The 18851-nt window shown below is 75.0% G+C and carries 16 protein-coding genes; 9 read left to right on the top strand and 7 right to left on the bottom strand.

Going from position 1 to position 18851, the window contains the following annotated elements:
- Positions 1 to 76: 76 nt before the first annotated feature.
- Positions 77 to 1075, bottom strand: a complete 999-nt coding sequence (locus tag FHX75_RS30130) for an aldo/keto reductase family protein (RefSeq protein ID WP_088961025.1) — start codon at positions 1073 to 1075, stop codon at positions 77 to 79.
- A 58-nt stretch (positions 1076 to 1133) separates the two neighbouring features.
- Positions 1134 to 6023 (bottom strand): WG repeat-containing protein, encoded by a 4890-nt coding sequence (locus tag FHX75_RS31850; RefSeq protein ID WP_246158831.1) that lies wholly within the window; start codon positions 6021 to 6023, stop codon positions 1134 to 1136.
- A gap of 161 nt (positions 6024 to 6184) precedes the next feature.
- Here FHX75_RS31850 and FHX75_RS30120 point away from each other — a divergent pair, with 161 nt between their 5' ends.
- Genes FHX75_RS30120 through FHX75_RS30110 form a run of 3 tightly spaced genes read left to right on the top strand, consistent with a single transcriptional unit; the run spans position 6185 to position 8824 of the window.
- The gene (locus FHX75_RS30120; RefSeq protein WP_154943974.1) at positions 6185 to 7036 is read left to right on the top strand and encodes an ABC transporter permease; all 852 of its coding nucleotides are present in this window, start codon (positions 6185 to 6187) and stop codon (positions 7034 to 7036) included.
- Positions 7029 to 7841, top strand: coding sequence for an ABC transporter permease (locus FHX75_RS30115; RefSeq protein ID WP_154943973.1), 813 nt, complete (start codon positions 7029 to 7031; stop codon positions 7839 to 7841). The genes FHX75_RS30120 and FHX75_RS30115 overlap by 8 nt, the downstream gene beginning before the upstream one ends.
- Positions 7838 to 8824 (top strand): ABC transporter ATP-binding protein, encoded by a 987-nt coding sequence (locus FHX75_RS30110; protein WP_154943972.1) that lies wholly within the window; start codon positions 7838 to 7840, stop codon positions 8822 to 8824. Before FHX75_RS30115 ends, FHX75_RS30110 begins: the two co-directional genes overlap by 4 nt.
- Before the next feature lie 81 nt (positions 8825 to 8905).
- On the opposite strand, the gene FHX75_RS30105 is transcribed toward FHX75_RS30110, so the two are convergent.
- From FHX75_RS30105 to nadA, 3 genes are all read right to left on the bottom strand, one after another.
- Complete coding sequence (locus FHX75_RS30105; RefSeq protein ID WP_154943971.1) at positions 8906 to 9547, bottom strand: DUF3043 domain-containing protein; 642 nt, start codon at positions 9545 to 9547, stop codon at positions 8906 to 8908.
- A 42-nt stretch (positions 9548 to 9589) separates the two neighbouring features.
- Complete coding sequence (gene murA / locus FHX75_RS30100; RefSeq protein ID WP_088961029.1) at positions 9590 to 10945, bottom strand: UDP-N-acetylglucosamine 1-carboxyvinyltransferase; 1356 nt, start codon at positions 10943 to 10945, stop codon at positions 9590 to 9592.
- Between the two features lie 232 nt (positions 10946 to 11177).
- The gene (gene nadA / locus FHX75_RS30095; RefSeq protein ID WP_154943970.1) at positions 11178 to 12377 is read right to left on the bottom strand and encodes a quinolinate synthase NadA; all 1200 of its coding nucleotides are present in this window, start codon (positions 12375 to 12377) and stop codon (positions 11178 to 11180) included.
- A gap of 68 nt (positions 12378 to 12445) precedes the next feature.
- Between nadA and FHX75_RS30090 the strand changes: the two genes are divergently transcribed.
- The 4 genes from FHX75_RS30090 to FHX75_RS30075 all read left to right on the top strand — a co-directional run bounded on the left by FHX75_RS30090 (position 12446) and on the right by FHX75_RS30075 (position 15800).
- On the top strand, positions 12446 to 13582 hold the full coding sequence (locus tag FHX75_RS30090; RefSeq protein ID WP_154943969.1) for a glycerate kinase family protein: 1137 nt from the start codon (positions 12446 to 12448) through the stop codon (positions 13580 to 13582).
- A 185-nt stretch (positions 13583 to 13767) separates the two neighbouring features.
- Positions 13768 to 14136 (top strand): iron-sulfur cluster insertion protein ErpA, encoded by a 369-nt coding sequence (erpA, locus tag FHX75_RS30085; protein WP_088961031.1) that lies wholly within the window; start codon positions 13768 to 13770, stop codon positions 14134 to 14136.
- A 183-nt stretch (positions 14137 to 14319) separates the two neighbouring features.
- Entirely contained in the window at positions 14320 to 15297 is a 978-nt protein-coding gene (locus FHX75_RS30080; protein ID WP_154943968.1) for a carbohydrate kinase family protein, read from the top strand.
- Positions 15294 to 15800, top strand: a complete 507-nt coding sequence (locus FHX75_RS30075) for a P-loop nucleotide/nucleoside kinase family protein (protein ID WP_154943967.1) — start codon at positions 15294 to 15296, stop codon at positions 15798 to 15800. Before FHX75_RS30080 ends, FHX75_RS30075 begins: the two co-directional genes overlap by 4 nt.
- A 43-nt stretch (positions 15801 to 15843) precedes the next feature.
- On the opposite strand, the gene FHX75_RS30070 is transcribed toward FHX75_RS30075, so the two are convergent.
- Together FHX75_RS30070 and FHX75_RS30065 are read right to left on the bottom strand one after the other, a co-directional pair.
- On the bottom strand, positions 15844 to 16071 hold the full coding sequence (locus FHX75_RS30070; RefSeq protein ID WP_154943966.1) for a sulfurtransferase TusA family protein: 228 nt from the start codon (positions 16069 to 16071) through the stop codon (positions 15844 to 15846).
- Positions 16068 to 17219, bottom strand: coding sequence for a cysteine desulfurase family protein (locus tag FHX75_RS30065; RefSeq protein ID WP_154943965.1), 1152 nt, complete (start codon positions 17217 to 17219; stop codon positions 16068 to 16070). Before FHX75_RS30065 ends, FHX75_RS30070 begins: the two co-directional genes overlap by 4 nt.
- A 170-nt stretch (positions 17220 to 17389) precedes the next feature.
- On the opposite strand from FHX75_RS30065, the gene ctaC reads away from it, so the two are divergent.
- Positions 17390 to 18361, top strand: coding sequence for an aa3-type cytochrome oxidase subunit II (gene ctaC / locus FHX75_RS30060; RefSeq protein ID WP_154943964.1), 972 nt, complete (start codon positions 17390 to 17392; stop codon positions 18359 to 18361).
- A 10-nt stretch (positions 18362 to 18371) separates the two neighbouring features.
- Positions 18372 to 18800, top strand: a complete 429-nt coding sequence (locus FHX75_RS30055) for a cytochrome c oxidase subunit 4 (protein ID WP_154943963.1) — start codon at positions 18372 to 18374, stop codon at positions 18798 to 18800.
- Positions 18801 to 18851: the final 51 nt, after the last annotated feature.

Genomic DNA, 18851 nt, shown 5'->3' with positions numbered 1-18851 from the left:
CGGCGGGGCGGCTGTCGGTCGGCGTACCCGGGAAGAGCCCGGGCCGGCGCGGACGCCGCGCCGGCCCGGGGGAGCGTCACGGCCGCTGGGCCGGGCTCTCGGTCTTCGCCGCGTCCCGCTCGGTGACCGGCTCGACGATCTCGTCGATCGCCTTCAGCAGGTCGGCGTCGAGCTTCACGCCGGCCGCCTTGACGTTGTCGTGCACCTGCTCGGGGCGGGACGCCCCGACGATCGCCGACGAGACGTTCGGGTTCTGCAGCACCCAGGCGATGGCGAGCTGCGGCATGGTCAGCCCGGCCTGCTCGGCCAGCGGCTTGAGCCGCTGCACCCGGGTCAGCACCTCGTCGGTCAGCCACTGGGCGATGAACCCGGCGCCGGACTTCTCGTCGGTGGCGCGGGAGCCGGCCGGCGGCGGCTGGCCCGGCAGGTACTTGCCGGAGAGCACACCCTGGGCCATCGGCGACCAGACGATCTGCCCGATGCCCAGCTCCTCGCTGGTGGGGACGACCTCGGTCTCGATGACCCGCCAGAGCATCGAGTACTGCGGCTGGTTGGACACCAGCGGGATGCGCAGCTCGCGGGCGAGCTGGTGGGCCTCGCGGATCTGCGAGGCCTTCCACTCCGAGACGCCGATGTAGTGCGCCTTGCCGGCGTGCACGATGTCGGCGAACGCCGACATCGTCTCCTCCAGCGGGGTGCTGTAGTCGTACCGGTGGGCCTGGTAGAGGTCCACGTAGTCGGTGCGCAGCCGGCGCAGCGAGCCGTCGATCGACTCCATGATGTGCTTGCGGGACAGGCCCCGGTCGTTGCGGCCCGGCCCGGTCGGCCAGTAGACCTTGGTGAACACCTCGAGGCCCTCGCGGCGCTCGCCCGCGAGGGCCTTGCCGAGCACCTCCTCGGCGCGGGTGCCGGCGTAGACGTCGGCGGTGTCGAAGGTGGTGATGCCGGTGTCCAGGGCCGCGCGGACGCAGGCCAGCGCCGCGTCCTCCTCGACCTGCGAACCGTGGGTGATCCAGTTGCCGTACGAGATCTCGCTGACCATCAGGCCGGAACGGCCCAGGTGTCGGAATTCCATGCCCCCGACCCTAGTCCGCTCCGATCATGACTACCGGACGGCGCGGCGGCGGGGTGTTTCAGAGCACCGGATGCGCGTCGGTCAGCAGCAGGTCGATCTCGGCCAGCACCGCGTCCGGGTTGGGGTGCACCGGGTCGATGAGCGGCTCGCCGCGCCGGTCCAGCGCGCCCCACCGGCCGGTGCGGTCGTTGGCCAGGAACGCCACCGGGTGGATCACCAGCTCCGGGTGGGCCGGCGCGACCAGCACCCTGCCCGTGCGGTCCACCACGCCCCGGAAGCCGCCCAGTTCCACCACGGCCAGCCCCTCGTCGGTGAAGCCGTCGAGCCGGCGGCCGTCGGCCAGCGCGGTGCGGAAGCCGTGGTAGCGGGTCGGGACGACCAGCCGGCCGGTGCGGTCCACCGCGCCCCAGCCGCCCCGGCGCACCGGGGCGACCCCGGCGGTGAACGGCCGGGTGTCCTCGAAGCCCGCCGGCACCGCCACGGTGTCCTCGGCGTCGATCGCCATCCAGTCCGCCTCGCCGCCGCGCGAGACCCAGGCCAGGCCGTCGGAGAAGGCCCGCACCGCCGCGTACGAGGGGCCGATCAGGGTGCTGCCGGCCTCGTCGATCAGCTCCCAGCCCGGCGCGTCCGCGCGGCGTACCCAGGCCAGGCCCTCGCGGAACGGCTGCGCCTCGGCGTACCGGTAGTCGAGTACCAGCTCACCGTCGGCGTCCGCGTACCCCCACCGGCCCAGGCCGCCGTCGAGCGTGGGCACCGGGGACTTGCGCCCGCGCAGCACCTCCTCCCGGCTGCGGGGGTACGGCCCGAAGCCGCCCCGGGCGGCGGCCCGGGTGTGCACCGCGTCCAGGCAGACCCGGATCCGCTCGGTCAGCTCCGGGTCGTCGGCCCGGCGCAGGTCCAGGGCGCGCTCGAAGTGCTCGCAGGCCTCCATCAGCCGGCCCTGGTCGTAGCAGGAGCGGCCGGCGTGCTCGTGCAGCGCCGCCCGCAACCGGTCCGGCAGCTCGGCCGAGTTGGCCTCGGCGAAGAGCCGGTCCGCCTCGGCGAACTCGCCCTTCCAGCGCAGCACCTCCGCCAGCCGGGCCCGGGCCAGCGCGGTCCGCCGCAGCTCGCCGGTCGCCTCCGCGTAGGTGAGGGCGAGCCGGCCGTCGGCGAGCGCGTCGTCCAGGTCGTGGACGACCCGGGAGACCACCGCGCGCAGGCTGAGCAGCCGCGCCCGGGCCCGGTTGTCCAGGGACGCGCCGAGCTTCTCGGTCAGCCGCCGGCGCAGCGTCCGCAGCTCGTCGGCGTCGTCGACGACCTCGCGCAGCGTCTCGGAGTCCAGCCGCCACCGGTACGCGGCCAGGACCTGCTCCGGGTCGGCCGGCGGCTCGGCCGGCGCGGTGGTGGTGGTCTCCGGGTCGGTGGTGGCCGGCCGGTCCGCCGCGGACGGCGCCGCCTCGGTGGCCGGCGGCGCGGTCACGTCGGCTGGCGGCGTCGCGGTGTCGGCCGGGTCCGCATCGGGTGCCGTTTCGGTGGTGGCAGCGGCGGTTGGGGGCGTCGGATCGAGCCCGGCGGACTGCTCGGGAGCGGCGGCGGGCGGCGTCGACGCCTCGGGTGCGGTTGTATCCGCGCCGGTCGGCGACGGTGGAGCCGAGACCGGATGGACGGGCTCCTCGTCGGTCTCGACCCCGGGCGGCGGCGCGGACTCCGGTTCGCCGGACGGTGCGTCGGCCACGGGCGACGGGACGTCCGGCACCGGCCGGGCGGACTGCTCGGGCGTGCCGGCCGGCGGTGCGGAGACGGGTCGGGTCGACGTGCTGACGGCGTCCGGTTCGACCGTTGCGGCCGCGTCGGGCTCGGCCGGCGGTGCGGTGACCGGTCGGGCCGGTTCGGCGGCGTCGGACGCCCCTGATTCGGTCGTACCGGCCGCCCAGTTGTCGGCCGGTGGCGCGGTGACCGGGCGGACCGATTCCGCGGTGTCGAACGCGTCCGGTTCGGCTGTCCCGGCCGCCCAGGTGTCGGCCGTCGGGGCGGTGACCGATGGGGCCGGTTCGGGCGCGTGGGGTCCGGCGGTCCCCGCCGCCATGTCGCCGACCGAAGGAGCGGAGACCGGTCGGGCCGGCTCCAGGGTGTCGGCTGGCGGGGCGGAGATGGGCCGGGCCGGCTCCACAGCGGCGTCCGCCGGCGGCGTGGACACCGGAACGGACGGCCCCGGGATCTCGGCCCCGGGCGCGGAGGCGGCGTCGTCGGAAGCCGGACCGGCGGCAGCGTCCGAGGGCACCGGTGGTGCCGAGCGCGGCCGGACCGTCGCGGCGTCGTGGCGAGCTGCGGGGACCGGTGCCGGCGTGGACAGCGGCCGGGCGGGTGAGACCGGGACGGTCGACTCCCCGGCCCCCGGCTCGGCGGAGGTCTCCGGCGCGGACGCGGTGGCCTCGGCCGGCAGCGGTGCGGCAACCTCGTCGGCGGTATCCCGCTCCGGCGTCGGAGCGGTGGGCTCGACCGGTGCGGCGGCCGGATCGGAGACGGGCGGGACCGGAGGCGCCGCGGCCGGTGCCGTGACGTCGGACGCGGCCCGGTCGGCGACCGGCCGGAACGCCGGCGGTGCGGAGACCGGCCGGTACGGCTCGTCGTCCGGGAACCGCTCGTCCGAGGAGTTGGTGGCCTCGGGCGGCGCGGACACCGGGGCTGCCGACCGGGACGCGTCCCGGGGCGGATCGACCGGGGTCGGCCGGTCCGCGTCCGGGGCCGGGCGGGCCGCCGGCGCGGACGTGCCCGCCGCGCCGGACGGGGCGGACACCGGGCGGTCGTCGGCCTCGTCGGCCGGCGTCGGGCGGGCGGGGCGGAACCACGCCTCGGAACTGTTCGGCTCCGTGCTGCGGGCCACCGGGGGCACGGGAGCGGTGGGCTCCGGCGCCGGCGGGACGTAGCGGCGCGGCTTGTCCGGCGTGATCTCCAGGGACGGGCCCGCGCTCGCCGAAGTGGACGGCGCGGGGGCCGGGCCGGCGGGCCGCTGCGGCGCGACCCGGGCCTCGGGCGGCGGGGGGACGGGCGGCCCGGAGACCGGCCGGTGGCCGACGGACGGTCCCGGCACGGGCTGGTGCCCGACGGGCGCTCCCGACACCGGGCGCCGGTCGGGCGCCGGACCGGGCGTCGGCTGCTGTCCGGGGTACGGCCGGCCGTGCGCCGGCGGCACCCGGTCGTCGGCCGGGTGCCGGAATCCCGCACCGGGGGCACCGGAGACCGGTCGCGTGTCGGCCGGAGGCGCGGACGCCGGCCGGTGGTCGGCCGGGGCGGGGCGCTGGGCGGTCGGGCCGGCGTCGCCGGGCACGGTGGGGCGCGCCGCGCCCTCCTGGCCGGGCCGGAACTCCGGCCGCGGCCGGGCCGCCGGGGGCGACGAGATCGGCGCGTCGCGGTCGGGGCCGGTCGGGGCCGAGGTGGGCCGGTCGTCGCGGGTCCGGCCCGGTGAGCCGCCGGTGGCCGGCGGCGCGGGGCGCGGCGGACCGGAGACCGGGGGCATGGTCCCGGCGAAGGGCGGCGTGCCGGCGGCGCGGGGCGGGAACTGGTCCCGGCCGTGCGGGGCACGCGGGTCCGCGACCGGGCGCACGGGGGCGCCCGAGGTGGGGGCGGGGGAGACGGGTGTGGCCGGGGCCGGGCCGCCGGAGGACGGCGCCCCGGAGACCGGCGCGGGAGAGATCGGACGCACCGGGCCGTGGGCGGCGGGCCGCTCCTCGTGCCACGAGGGGCGAGCGGGCCGCTGCTCCGGGTGCCGGCCGTAATCCGGGCCAGGGCCGCCCCGGCCGTCGCGGTCCGCGCCGGGCCGGCTCCACTGCTCGCGGTACGCCTCGGCGGGCGGCGTCGCCTCGCGCGGCCGGCGGTCCGGGTACGCCTCGGCGCGGGCGGCCGCCTCGCGCGACGGTCCCCGCTCCTCGGGGTGGCGGCGCTCGTCGTACCCGCGCTGCCAGCGCTCGTCCGATCCTCGCGACGGCGGGCGGCGCCCGTCGTCGTACCCGTTCGGCGCGGGCCGCTGTTCGGCGTACCCGTTCGGTGCCGGGCGCTGCTCGGCGTACCCGTTCGGCGCGGGCCGGTCCGCGTACCCGTTCGGTCCGGGTCGGTGGCCGGCGTGGTCGCGGGCGGGCGGGCGGTCGTCGTATCCGGGCGGGGACGGCGGGCGCTCGTCGTGGCGCGCCGGGCGGCGCTCGTCCGGCTCGCGGTACCGGCCGGGGACCTCCTGGTCGGGGCGGGTCCGCCGGTCGGCCGGCAACTGCTCGTGACCGTCGCGCCGGCGGCCGTCGTCGGCCGGACGGCGGTCGTACCCGGTGCCGGGCCGGCGCGCCGGCGGCGCCTCGTCGGGTTCGGGCACCCAGCCGGGCTCGCCGCCACGGGCCGGCTCGTGCCTCGGCCCGGGGGAGACCGGGGTGATGCCCGGGGCGGGGCGCTGCCGACGGTCGTCGTACCGGTCGGGGGCGCCCCGGTCGCGATGCCACGCCGCCTCGCGCGGCCGGTCGGCACCCTCGCGCGGCCGGTCGGCGACCTCGGGGTGGCGGTCGGCCCAGGCGGTACGGGCGGCGCGCGGGGCCGGGGCCTCCGGCTCCGGCCGGCGGCGCTCGCGCTGCCAGGTCAGGTCGGAGGGCGGCCGCCGGTACAGGTCGTCGTCGCGCCGGTGCGCCTCGTCGGCGTGGGGCTGCGGTTCGGCGACCGGGTGGCCACCCCAGCGCGGCGGTTCCTCGTCGTGGTCGTCCCAGGACCGCCCGAGGTACGTCCCGTCGGGACGGGTCGGGGCGAGCGGCGGGACCTCGGCCCGGCCGACCACGGCGGCCCGCCCGCGCGGGGGCGGCGCCGGGACGTGCCGGGCGCCGATGTCGCCGGGGTAGCGCTGGCCGGGGAACTGCGGCTGCCACTCGGTGGTCGGCTCGACGACCCAGGAGGGCTCGGCCGGGTCGTGCCAGCGGTCGCGGTAGCCGCCCGTCATCGGAGGCCCTCGTCGCCGCCCGTGCGGCGCGGCCCGATGCCCGGCTCGCGTCGCTCGCTCACGGCGGTGTCACCTCGTTGGAAATTGTCGTGCCGGGGCCTCCACCTGCCGGTAGAGTCGCCCGGCCCGGCACGGCATGGCTGCGGATGGAGGGTAACGGCGTGGGCTCGGTCACCGCCACTGTGGCACCGCCCACGGACTCAAACGTTATCCTATGGTTTCGGACATTCTGGGCGATATCTCGTTCCGGCTTCCGACGATACGCCACCTATCGTCAGGCCGCGCTGGCCGGTGCCGTCACCAACTCCGTCTTCGGGTTCCTGCACTGCTACGTGCTGCTCGCGGCGGTCGGGACCGCCGGCACCGTCGGCGGGTACGACCGGGCCCAGCTCGCCACCTTCGTCTGGGTCGCGCAGGGCCTGCTGGCGGTGATCCTGCTCTGGGGCTGGAGCGACCTGGCCGACCGGATCCGCACCGGTGACGTCGCCGGTGACCTGCTCCGCCCGGTGCACCCGGTGACCAGCTACCTCGCCACCGACCTGGGCCGCGCCGGGTACGCCGTGCTGGCCCGCTTCCTGCCGCCGTTGCTCATCGGCCCGCTCTTCTTCGACGTGTACCTGCCCACCCGCTGGTCGACCCTGCCGCTCTTCGGCGTCTCCGTGGTCACCGCGCTGGTGCTCTGCTTCGGCTGCCGGTACCTGGTCAACGCCACGGCGTACTGGTTGCAGGACGTCCGGGGCCCGATGATCCTCTGGACGCTCGGTTCGGGGGTGCTGGCCGGGCTCTACTTCCCGCTGCGGTTCCTGCCCGAGCCGCTGCAGCTCGCTCTCTGGCTCGGCACCCCCTTCCCGAGCCTGCTGCAGACCCCGCTGGACGTCCTGGTCGAGCGGGACCCGCCGGTCACCCAGCTCGGGCTGGTCGCCCTCCAGCTCTGCTGGGCGGTGCTGATCCTGGCCGCCTGCCGGCTCGTGCAGCGCCGGGCCGAACGGCGGCTGGTGGTGCAGGGTGGCTGAGGCGGGCGGCGCGGCCAGCGCGTACCGGGCGCTGCTGCGGGCGCAGGCGCGGTCGCAGACGGCGTACCGGACGTCGTTCGTGGTGGACCTGCTGGGCAACGTCGGGGCCACCGTCTTCGACGTGGTCACCGTCCTGGTGCTCTACGGGGTGACCCACGAGCTGGGCGGTTTCACCCTCGCCGAGACGCTGGTGATGGTCGGCCTCTCCTCCTGCGCCTTCGCCACCGCCGACCTGCTGGTCGGCAACATCGAGCGGCTGCCCCGGTACGTGCGCACCGGGCTGCTCGACGGGGTGCTGCTGCGACCGCTCGGCGCGCTGCCCCAGCTGCTGCTGATGGACCTGCCGCTGCGCAAGGTGTCCCGGGCGCTGTTCGGCCTGGCCGTGCTGGTGGTGGCGCTGGCCACCGCCCCGATCGACTGGACGCCCGGCCGGGTGGCGCTGGCCGTCGTCGCCCCGCTGGCCGGGATGGTCTTCTTCGGCTCGCTCTTCGTGGCCACCGCCACCGTCTCGTTCTACTGGGTGGAGTCGGGGGAGCTGGCCAACTCGGTCACCTACGGTGGACGGGACTTCACCTCGTACCCGGTCACGGTCTTCGAGGGCTGGTTCCGCGCGGCCTTCGCGTACGGGATGGGATTCGCCTTCGTCAGCTACCAGCCGGCGCTGGCGCTGCTCGGCCGGGCCGACCCGCTGGGCCTGCCGGCCTGGGCCGGCTGGGCCGCACCCGGGGTCGCGCTGGTCGCCGCCGCCGGCGCGGCTGCGGCCTGGCGCGTCGGTGTCCGCCACTACCGGAGCACGGGGTCATGAGCCTGGTCATCGACGCGCAGGGGCTGCGCAAGGAGTTCACGGTCCGGGTCAAGGTCGGCCGGCTGCGCCGCGCGAAGCGGACGGTCACCGCGGTGGACGGCGTGGACCTGCGGGTGGAGCGCGGCGAGACGCTCGGCTACATCGGCCCGAACGGGGCGGGCAAGTCCACCACCCTGAAGATGCTCACCGGGGTGCTCACCCCCTCCGCCGGCCAGGTACGCGTCTGCGGGCTGCGCCCGGTCGCCCAGCGCACCCGGCTGGCCCTCGGCATCGGCGTGGTCTTCGGGCAGCGCTCCCAGCTCTGGTGGGACCTGCCGCTGCGCGACTCGTTCGACCTGCTCCGGCACGTCTACCGGGTGCCGGCCGGGGACCACGCGACCCGGCTGCGCCGCTGCCGCGCGCTGCTGGACCTCGACGAGTTCCTGGACACCCCGGTGCGGCAGCTCTCCCTCGGGCAGCGGATGCGCGGCGAGCTGACCGCCGCCCTGTTGCACGGCCCGCGGGTGCTCTTCCTCGACGAGCCCACCATCGGCTTGGACGTGGTGAGCAAGCGGGCGGTCCGCGACTTCCTCGGCGAGCTGCGCCGGGCCGGCGACACCACGCTGGTGCTCACCACCCACGACCTGGCCGACATCGAGCGGCTCTGCCGCCGGCTCGTGGTGATCGACCACGGCCGGGTGGTGCACGACGGCTCGATCGCCGCCCTGCACAGCCGCTACGGCTCCCGCCGGCTGGTCGTCGCCGAGCTGGACACCGCGCTGGCCACCCCGCCGACGCTGCCCGGCGCGCCGCTGGAACGGGTCGAGGCGGACGGGCGCCGGCTGGTCTACGCCTGCGAGTCGGCCGGTGCGGCGGAGGTGGTGGCCGGGCTGGCCGGCCTGGCCACGCTCCGCGACATCTCGATCGTCGAGCCGGACATCGAGGAGGTGGTGACCCGGCTCTACCGGTCCCCGGCGAGCCGGGCGGCCCCGGTCACCGGCTGAGCCCGCCGCCGGTCCGGGCGCTGCGATGACCGGAGCCCCTCCCCGCGCTGGCGGGAAGGGGCTCCGGAGGGACCGTACGGGTCAGATCTTGTCGCCGATGTTGACCTGCGGCGCGGGGGCCCGCATCCGGCGGAAGGTGATCGAGCGCATGATCGCGTAGAGGTAGAGCGAGCCCATCCGCTCGCCGCTGTTCGGGAAGCGTTCCCGGACCAGCTTCTTGATCTTGCGAGAGATCAGGATCGAGTCGATCACCACGCCGAGCGCGAGTGCACCCCAGATGATGTTCGAGGCCAGCCGGATGGCCGGCGGCATCGCCTGGTTGGAGCCGATCAGCACGATCAGCGCGCCACCGAAGAACCAGGTGCCGACCGTACGCCGGGAGTCGACCACGTTGCGGGCCAGCAGCCGCTCCGGGCCGCGGTCGCGCGGGCCGCCCTCGCGGCGGAACTCCGCCGCCGCCTCCGCGCGGGCCAGCCGGCGCTGCTCCCGCGCCTCCTCCTTGGTCAGCGGCTTCGTCGGCCCCGCGGGGCGACGACCGGCGACCGGCCGCTTCGGGGTCTCCCGGCCCAGTTCCTTCTTGCTCGGGGTGTAGCCCCGGGGGCGCGCGGAGGGCTGCTCCTCGGTCACCACGACGGTGGCGGAGGAGTCGGGGTCGGCGGACTTGCGACGAAACAGCGACGGCACGAGGTGAAGGGTAGCCAAACGACGGCGCCCGGTGCACATCACGGTGCACCGGGCGCTCGTTCGGAGCTCAGGTGAGTTCGGTTACGGCCGCTCGACGTGCGCGCCCAGGCTGGCCAGCTTCGCCTCGAAGTCCTCGTAACCGCGGTTGATCAGGTCCACGCCGTACACCCGGGAGGTGCCCTCGGCGGCGAGCGCCGCGATCAGGTGGCTGAACCCGGCGCGCAGGTCCGGGATGACCAGGTCGGCCGCGTGCAGCTTGCTCGGGCCGGCGATCACCGCGGAGTGCTTGAAGTTGCGCCGGCCGAAGCGGCACGGGGTGCCACCCAGGCAGTCCCGGTAGACCTGGATGTTGGCGCCCATCGTGTTCAGCGCCTCGGTGTAGCCCAGCCGCTGCTCGTAGACCGTCTCGTGGACGATCGACAGGCCGCGGGCCTGGGTCAGCGCGACGACCAGGGGCTGCTGCCAGTCGGTCATGAAGCCCGGGTGCACGTCGGTCTCCAGCGCCACGGCGTTGAGCTCGCCGCCCGGGTGCCAGAACCGGATGCCGCCCTCCTGGCCCGGGTCGCCGAGCTTCGGCGCGCGGGCGTCGGTCACCTCGTACGCGCCGCCGACCGAGCGGAAGATGTTCAGGAAGGTCATCATGTCGACCTGCTGGGCGCCGAGCACCTCGACGTGCCCGCGGGTGGCCAGCGCCGCCGCCGCCCAGCTCGCCGCCTCGATCCGGTCGGGGATCGGCCGGTGGGTGTAGCCGCTGAGCCGCTTGACGCCCTGGATCTCGATCACCCGGTCGGTGTGGACCTTGATGATCGCGCCCATCTTCTGCAGGATGCAGATCAGGTCGATGATCTCCGGCTCGACGGCGGCGTTGCGCAGCTCGGTGACGCCCTCGGCCATCACCGCGGTGAGCAGCACCTGCTCGGTCGCGCCCACACTCGGGTACGGCAGCGCGAACTTGGTGCCGTGCAGCCCGTTCGGCGCCGACAGGTGCAGCCCCTCCGGGGTCTTCTCGACCGTCGCGCCGAACTCGCGCAGCGCCTGGAGGTGGAAGTCGATCGGGCGCGGCCCGATGTGGCAGCCGCCCAGGTCCGGGATGAAGGCGTGCCCGAGCCGGTGCAGCAGCGGGCCGCAGAACAGGATCGGGATCCGGCTGGAGCCCGCGTGCACGTTGATCTGGTCGGTGCTGGCGCTCTCGACGTTGGCCGGGTCGAAGACCAGCTCGCCCTCCTCCGCGCCGTCGGTGACCTTGACCCCGTGCAGGCCGAGCAGCCCACGGACCACCTCGACGTCACGGATGCGCGGCACGTCGAACAGCCGGCTGGGGGTGTCGCCCAGCAGGGCGGCGACCATCGCCTTCGAGACCAGGTTCTTCGCGCCGCGCACGCGGATCCGCCCTTCCAGCGGCGTGCCTCCGTGTACGACCAGGACGTCGTCGGTCAACGCAACCTCCAGCGCGCGTCGGGTGGTGCTGTGTGTCGAGGATGGGGTCGGGCTGTCCAGCTCTTGCCGGCTGTTCAGCTACCCGGAATGGGACCGGCGCAAAACGGTCCACCATGTCGTCGCCCCGGCAGCATAGCCCTCCGTGACGAAAATGGAATCGGTCACATCGCCAGGCACGGAACGAACCGGGGATTCCGGCATGTTTCCGTGCCAGCGATGTGACCGTGGGTGATCAGCTGACGGTGGGCGGCGGGGTGTCCGCGCCCGGCAGGGCGAGCATCTGGTCCAGCGCCACCCGCGCGTGGTGCGCGGTGTCCGGGTCGACGGTGATCTGGTTGACCACCCGCCCGGCGACCAGCTCCTCCAGCGCCCAGACCAGGTGCGGCAGGTCGATCCGGTTCATCGTCGAGCAGTAGCAGACCGCCTTGTCCAGGAACATGATCTGCTTGTCCGGGTGGGCCAGCGCCAGCCGGCGGACCAGGTTCAGCTCGGTGCCGACCGCCCAGGCCGAGCCGGCCGGAGCCGCCTCGATGGTCTTGATGATGTATTCGGTGGAGCCCACGTGGTCGGCGGCGGTGACCACCTCGTGGCGGCACTCCGGGTGCACCAGCACGTTGACCCCGGGCACCCGCGCGCGCACGTCGTTGACGCTGTCGAGGGTGAACCGGCCGTGCACCGAGCAGTGCCCCCGCCAGAGGATCATCTTCGCGTCGCGCAGCTGCTGCGGGGTGAGCCCGCCGCCCGGCTTGTGCGGGTCGTACAGCACGCAGTCGTCCAGCGACAGGCCCATCTCCAGCACCGCCGTGTTGCGGCCCAGGTGCTGGTCGGGCAGGAAGAGCACCTTCGACTCCTGCTGGTACGCCCAGTCCAGGGCCCGCTTGGCGTTCGACGAGGTGCAGACCACGCCGCCGTTGCGCCCGACGAAGCCCTTGATGTCGGCCGAGGAGTTCATGTACGTCACCGGGACGGTGTCGGCGGCGACGCCCAGCTCGGTCAGCACGTCCCAGGCGGTCTCGACCTGCGACAGCACCGCCATGTCCGCCATCGAGCAGCCGGCGGCCAGGTCGGGCAGGATCACCTTCTGCGCGTCCGAGGTGAGGATGTCGGCGCTCTCGGCCATGAAGTGCACGCCGCAGAAGACGATGTACTCCGCGTCCGGCCGGGCCGCCGCCTCCCGGGCCAGCTTGAACGAGTCGCCGGTCACGTCGGCGAACTGGATCACCTCGTCGCGCTGGTAGTGGTGACCCAGCACGAACACCTTGGTGCCGAGCGCGGCCTTGGCCGCCGCCGCCCGGGCCACCAGGTCGGGGTCGCTCGGCGCCGGCAGGTCGCCCGGACACTCCACGCCACGCTCGGTGGCGGGGTCGCTGCCGCGGCCGAGGAGCAGCAGCGCAGTGGCGGTGTTGGAGGGTTCCACCCAGGTCGAAGTCACGCCTCCCATGGTCCCACAGCGTGGCTGCCGCGCAGCCTCCGCCGGTGTGGGCTGCCACACTGCCAGGCATGCGCGTGCTGCTCTGTCCGGACAAGTTCGCCGGCACCCTCGCCGCCCCGGAGGTCGCCGCCGCCGTCGCCGAGGGCTGGCGGGCCGTCGCCGCCGGCGACGAGCTGCTGATCCGACCGCTCGCCGACGGCGGGCCGGGCTTCGTCGCGGTGCTCGCCGACGCCCTCGGCGGGCGGCGGATCCCGGTGCCGACCGTCGACCCGCTCGGCCGGCCGGCCACCGGTGAGATCCTGCTCACCGACGACGGCACCGCCTACCTGGAGAGCGCCCAGGCCTGCGGGCTGCACCTGCTCTCCGCCGCCGAGCGGGACCCGAAGGCGACCACCTCGTACGGGCTGGGGACGCTGGTCACCGCCGCCGTCGAGCACGGGGCGCGCACGGTGGTGGTCGGGCTGGGCGGCTCCGGCACCAACGACGGCGGGGCCGGCCTGCTCACCGCGCTCGGCGCGACGCCGCTGGACGACGCCGGCCGGGCCCTGCCGTACGGCGGGGCGGCGCTGGCCGCGGTCGCCACCCTCGACGGCGCGCCCCGGCTGCGCGGGGCCACCCTGGTCGCCGCCACCGACGTCGACAGCCCGCTGCTCGGGCTGCACGGCGCGAGCAACGTCTACGGCCCGCAGAAGGGCGCCACCAGGGCGGACGTGCTGCTGCTCGACGCCGCGCTGGAGCGCTGGGCGGCGGTGCTCGAACGGGACCTGCCCGGCTGCCCGCCCGGACTGGGCGCGCTCCCGGGCGGCGGCGCGGCCGGCGGCCTCGGCGCGGCGATCCTCGCCCTGGGCGGGCGCTGCGAGTCCGGCATCGACCTGGTGACCCGGGCGATCGGGCTGGACGCCGCTCTCGACGCCACCGATCTGGTGATCACCGGGGAGGGGTCCTTCGACCACCAGTCGCTGCGCGGCAAGGTCGTCGCCGGGGTGGCCGGGGCCGCCCGCGATCGCGGGGTGCCCTGCGTGGTGCTGGCGGGGCGGGTGAGCACGGGGCGGCGGGAGGCCGCCTCGGCCGGCGTCACCGAGACGTACAGCCTGGTGGAGCACTTCGGCGGGGAGGAACGCGGCGGCGTCGAGGCCGCGATGAGCCGCCCGGCCGAGGGGCTGCGGGCGCTGGGCGCCCGGCTGGCCGGGCAGTGGAGCCGCTGACCGACCGGCCGGCGGAGGTGTTTCCCCGCGGACCTGCGGCGCGGCTCACGGAGCTCCCGTCACGCCACCCGGGTGCCGCCGGCCGGAGCGGCGTACCATCGGATCTGGACCACACCGGGAATCACTGGACGACGCGCGACGTTGGCCAGTGCGTCCGGACCCATACCGCGCAGGGAGATTTCCACGTGACCACGCCAGCGCAGACCGAGTCGACCGAGGCCCAGGCCCCTACTTCCGTCGTCCTCACCGACGTCGCGGCGCAGAAGGTCAAGGCCCTGATCGAGCAGGAGGGCCGCGACGACCTGCGGCTCCGGGTCGCAGTGCAGCCGGGCGGCTGCTCCGGCCTGCGGTACCAGCTGTTCTTCGACGAGCGGTCGCTCGACGGTGACGTCGTCACCGACTTCGACGGTGTCGAGGTCGTCGTCGACCGGATGAGCGCCCCCTACCTGGCCGGCGCCACCATCGACTTCGCCGACCGGATCGACGCCCAGGGCTTCACCATCGACAACCCCAACGCGGGCAGCTCCTGCGCCTGCGGCGACTCGTTCAGCTGAGTCGACCAGCACCTGCGTGCGGCGGGGCCGTCCTTCGGGGCGGCCCCGCCGCCGTCTGTGCGGGTCCGTCGGGGGTGACGTCCGGATGAGCGGCGGGTGGCGCATTGTCGACCGACCCTGGACCGGCTCCCCGGGCGGACCGGTAGGCTGACCGGCGCCGTGCTCCCGACCCCGAGGGTTGACATGAAGATCGCCGTGACCGGCTCGATCGCGACCGACCACCTGATGAGCTTCCCCGGTCGCTTCGCCGACCAGCTCATCGCCGACCAGCTGCACAAGGTGTCGCTGTCGTTCCTCGTGGACGACCTGGTGCTGCGTCGCGGCGGGGTGGCCGCCAACATCGCCTTCGGCATGGCGCAGCTCGGGCTGCGCCCGGTGCTGCTCGGGGCGGTCGGCGCCGACTTCGCCGACTACCGCTCCTGGCTGGAGCGGCACGGCGTCGACTGCCAGTCGGTGCACGTCAGCGAGGTGGCGCACACCGCCCGGTTCGTCTGCACCACGGACACCGACATGTGCCAGATCGCCTCCTTCTACGCCGGGGCGATGAGCGAGGCCCGCAACATCGAGCTGTCCCCGGTCGCCCAGCGCCTCGGCGGTCTCGACCTGGTGCTGGTCAGCGCCAACGACCCGGAGGCGATGATCCGCCACTCCGCCGAGTGCCGGGAGCGCGGCTACGCCTTCGTCGCCGACCCGTCCCAGCAGCTCGCCCGGATGGACGGCGCGGACGTGATCGGCCTGATCGACGGCGCCGACTACCTGATGACCAACGACTACGAGAAGTCCCTGCTGCAGAGCAAGGCCGGCCTCACCGACGAGCAGCTGCTCGACCGGGTGAAGGTGCGGGTCACCACGCTGGGCAAGCACGGCGCGGAGATCGCCGGCCGGGACTTCGGGACGATCCACGTGCCGATCGCCCGGGAGATCCAGGCGGTCGACCCGACCGGCGTCGGCGACGGCTTCCGGGCCGGTTTCTTCGCCGCGCTCTCCTGGGGCCTCGGCCTGGAGCGGGCCGCGCAGGTCGGCTCGCTGCTGGCCACCCTGGTGCTGGAGACCGTCGGCACCCAGGAGTACGACGTCCGCCGCGACCTGTTCGTCAAGCGCCTGGCCGAGTCGTACGGCGACGCCGCCGCCGAGGACGTGCGGCCGCACCTGCTGCCGTGAGGCCCGTCCTGGTCGCGTTCGCCGGCCTGCCGGCGGTGGGCAAGAGCACCCTCGCCCGGCGGGTCGGCGCGGCGCTGGGCGCGCCCGTGCTGCCGGTGGACCCGGTCGAGCGGGCGCTGGCCCACCACGGGCTGGTCGGCGACGTGCCCGGGATGGCGGCGTACCAGGCGGTGGCGGGGCTGGCCGAGGTGCAGTTGGGGCTCGGGCTGACCGTGGTGGTCGACGCGGTCAACCCGGTGGCCAGCGCCCGGGGCCTCTGGCACGACCTGGCCGAGCGGGCCGGGGTGCCGCTGCGGCTGATCGAGGTGCACTGCGGCGACGAGGCGGAGCACCGCCGCCGGGTCGAGGCGCGGCTGCCCGTCGAGCCCGACCCGCTGCTCCCCACCTGGGACCAGACCCTGCTCCGCCGCGCCGAGTACGAGCCGATCATCGGCCCCCGCCTCGTGGTCGACACCGCCGTGGACCTGGACCCCCTCCCCGCCATCCTCAGCTACCTGACCTGACCCTCGCGCGCCCCGAACGCCCATCTCGGGGTGGGGGAGGGGATCAGTGGGTGCGGCGGACGTCGTAGGCGGTGGTGTCGGGGTGGGCGGCGACGAACTCCTGGGCGCGCATGCGACACCAGGCCGGGATGTCGACGGCGGCGGCCGGGTCGTCGGCCAGGACGCGCAGCACCGCGCCGACCGGCAGCTCGGGCAGGCGGCGGGCCAGCGCGATGACCGGCAGCGGGCAGCGCTGGCCCCGGCAGTCGAGCACCTCCGTGGGGTCGGTCACAGCCCCACCACCCCCGCCTCGGCGCGCAGTTCGGCGACGATCCCGGGCAGCTCGGCCAGGAACCGCTCGACGTCCGCCTCGGTCGTCTCCCGGTGCAGCGAGACCCGCACGTTGCCGTGCGAGAGCACCCCCATCGCCTCCAGCACGTGCGACGGGCGCAGCGTCGAGGAGGTGCAGGAGGAGCCGGAGGAGACCGCGAAGCCGCGCCGGTCCAGCGCGTGCAGCAGCACCTCGCCGTCGACGTAGAGGCAGGAGAAGGTGACCAGGTGGGGGAGCCGGTCGACGGGGTCGCCGACCACCTCCACGTCGGGCACCTCGGCCGCCACCCGGGCCCGGATCCGGTCCACCAGCGGCGCCAGCCGGGCCGCCTCGGCCGCGGCGTCGGCCGCCGCCGCGCGCAGGCTCGCCGCCGCCGCCACCACCGCCGGCAGGTTGACCACCCCGGGGGTACGCCCCGACTCCCGCTCGTCGGCCGGCCAGGGCGACTCCCACCGGGTGCCCTTGCGCACCACCAGCAGCCCCACCCCGGGTGGCCCACCCCACTTGTGCGCGCTGGCGGTCAGCACCGACCAGCCCGCCGGCACCGGCGCCCGCCCCACCACCTGGGCCGCGTCGACGTACAGCGGGACACCCGCGTCGGCGCAGTCGGCCGCCGCCCGGGCCACCGGCTGGACCGTGCCCACCTCGTGGCTGGCGGCGATCAGCGCGGCCAGCGCGACCCCGGGGGCGCGTACCGCGTCGGACCAGGCGGACAGGTCGAGCCGGCCGAGCCGGTCCACCGGCACGGCGACCGCGGCGCCGCCACCGGCCACGTGCCGCTCGGCGGCGTGCAGCACCGCGGAGTGCTCGATCGTCGAGTGCGCCAGCGTCGCCCCGACCCGCCGCCGACCGGCCAGGCCACCCAGCACCGCCCCGTGCGCCGCGGCCGTACCGCTGGGGGTGAAGGAGAGTTCGTCGGCGCGGACGCCGAGCGTGGCCGCGGTGGCCTCGCGGGCGGCGTCGAGGAGCTGGCGGGCCCGGCGGGCCTGGGTGTACAGCCTGGCGGGGTCGGCCCAGCCGTCGTCGAGGGCGGCCAGCAGCGCCTGCCGGGCGACCGGGTGCAGCGGCGCGGCGGTGGCCGCATCCAGGTAGACGGGGGTAGGGCTCACGACAGCCCACGCTATCGGGTCGGTATGCCCACGAGCCCCCCGATGGGGGCGCACAGTGACCCCAACACGGTCGAGCCCGTCATGGTCGAGTAATCTGCGACCGTCGGTGACGCCTTTGCCGTCGGTGCTTCAGGGAAACCCACCGCGGCGCGCTAGGGAGGCAGGACCAGGTGGTCGCAAGGAGTTCGGAGGTACGGCCCTCGGCCGTACGGCACAGCGCTTCCCCAGGAGCCGGTGGGCGCCGGCGGCGTGGTGCTGGTCGACTCGCCGGGCTCGGTCTCGGCGGAGCGGCGCTGCTGGTTCTGCTCACCGGCTGCAACGTCGGCAGCTCGGTCGACGGTTTCGGCTGGCCGCAGGGCGGCATCTCGCCGGAGTCGCACCGGATGTACGACCTGTGGATCGCCTCCTGCATCGCCGCCCTCGCGGTCGGCGTCTTCGTCTGGGGCTTGATCTTCTGGTGCGTCGTGCGCTACCGCAAGCGGGGCAACGAACTGCCGGTGCAGACCCGGTACAACCTGCCGATGGAGTTCCTCTACACCATCGCGCCGATCCTGATCGTCTCCGTGCTCTTCTACTACACGGCGGTCGTGCAGACCGACGTGGTGCGGACCACGAAGAACCCCGATGTGACCGTCGAGGTCGTCGCGTTCAAGTGGAACTGGCAGTTCAACTACCGCGACGGTCAGGGCCCCGAGGCGAACACCGTGGCGTCGGTGCTGGGCACCAGCGAGGTCATCCCGGTGCTGGTCCTGCCGACCGACCGGTCGATCCGCTTCGAGGAGACCAGCCGCGACGTCATCCACTCGTTCTGGGTGCCGGAGCTGCTGTTCAAGCGGGACGTCATGCCGGGCAACATCCGCAACGTCTTCGAGGTCTCCAAGCTCGAGTCCGAGGGCGCGTACGTCGGCCGGTGCGCCGAGCTCTGCGGCAGCTACCACGCCTTCATGAACTTCGAGCTGCGCGTCGTCTCCCCGGAGAAGTACGACCAGTTCCTGGCGGCCAAGCGGGACGGCAAGTCGACGCAGGAGGCGCTCAGCGCCATCGGCGAGGACCCGTACGCGAAGACCACCGAGCCGTTCAAGACGCGGCGCAACACCGCCAACTTCAACCCCGACGACGTGTCGGCCGGCGCGGGAAGCTGAGGGATCAGGCATGAAGACCGAGTGGCGTATCTTCCTGGTCATCGCCGCGTTCCTGCTCGGCGCGACGGTCCTGTACGGCGTCTGGACCTGGGGTGACTCGGGCGGCCAGGTCGAGTGGGTCGGCACGGTGGCTCTGCTGCTGTCGTTCCTGCTCTGCACGATGTGCGGTGGCTTTTTCTGGTTCGTCTCCCGGCGCATCGACCTGCGGCCGGAGGACCGGCCGGACGGCGAGATCGCCGACGGCGCCGGCGAGATCGGCTTCTTCAGCCCGGGCAGCTACTGGCCGTTCGGCCTGGCGCTGGCCGCCGCGGTGGCCGGCATGGGCCTGGTGTACTGGCAGTTCTGGCTGGTGGGCGTCGGCCTGGTCGCGGTCATCTTTGCCGCGTGCGGCCTGCTCTTCGAGTACTACACCGGCACCCGGCGTACCGCCGAGCACTGATCCGACGGCTTTGCCCGTAGGCCCGCGTCCCGCTCCGGGACGCGGGCCTAC

The organism is Micromonospora palomenae, from assembly GCF_007829925.1.
In the GTDB taxonomy this organism is placed as follows: Bacteria; Actinomycetota; Actinomycetes; order Mycobacteriales; family Micromonosporaceae; genus Micromonospora; species Micromonospora purpureochromogenes.
The sequence above is the reverse complement of the archived record's forward strand: the minus strand, read 5'-3'. Positions and strand labels throughout refer to the sequence as shown.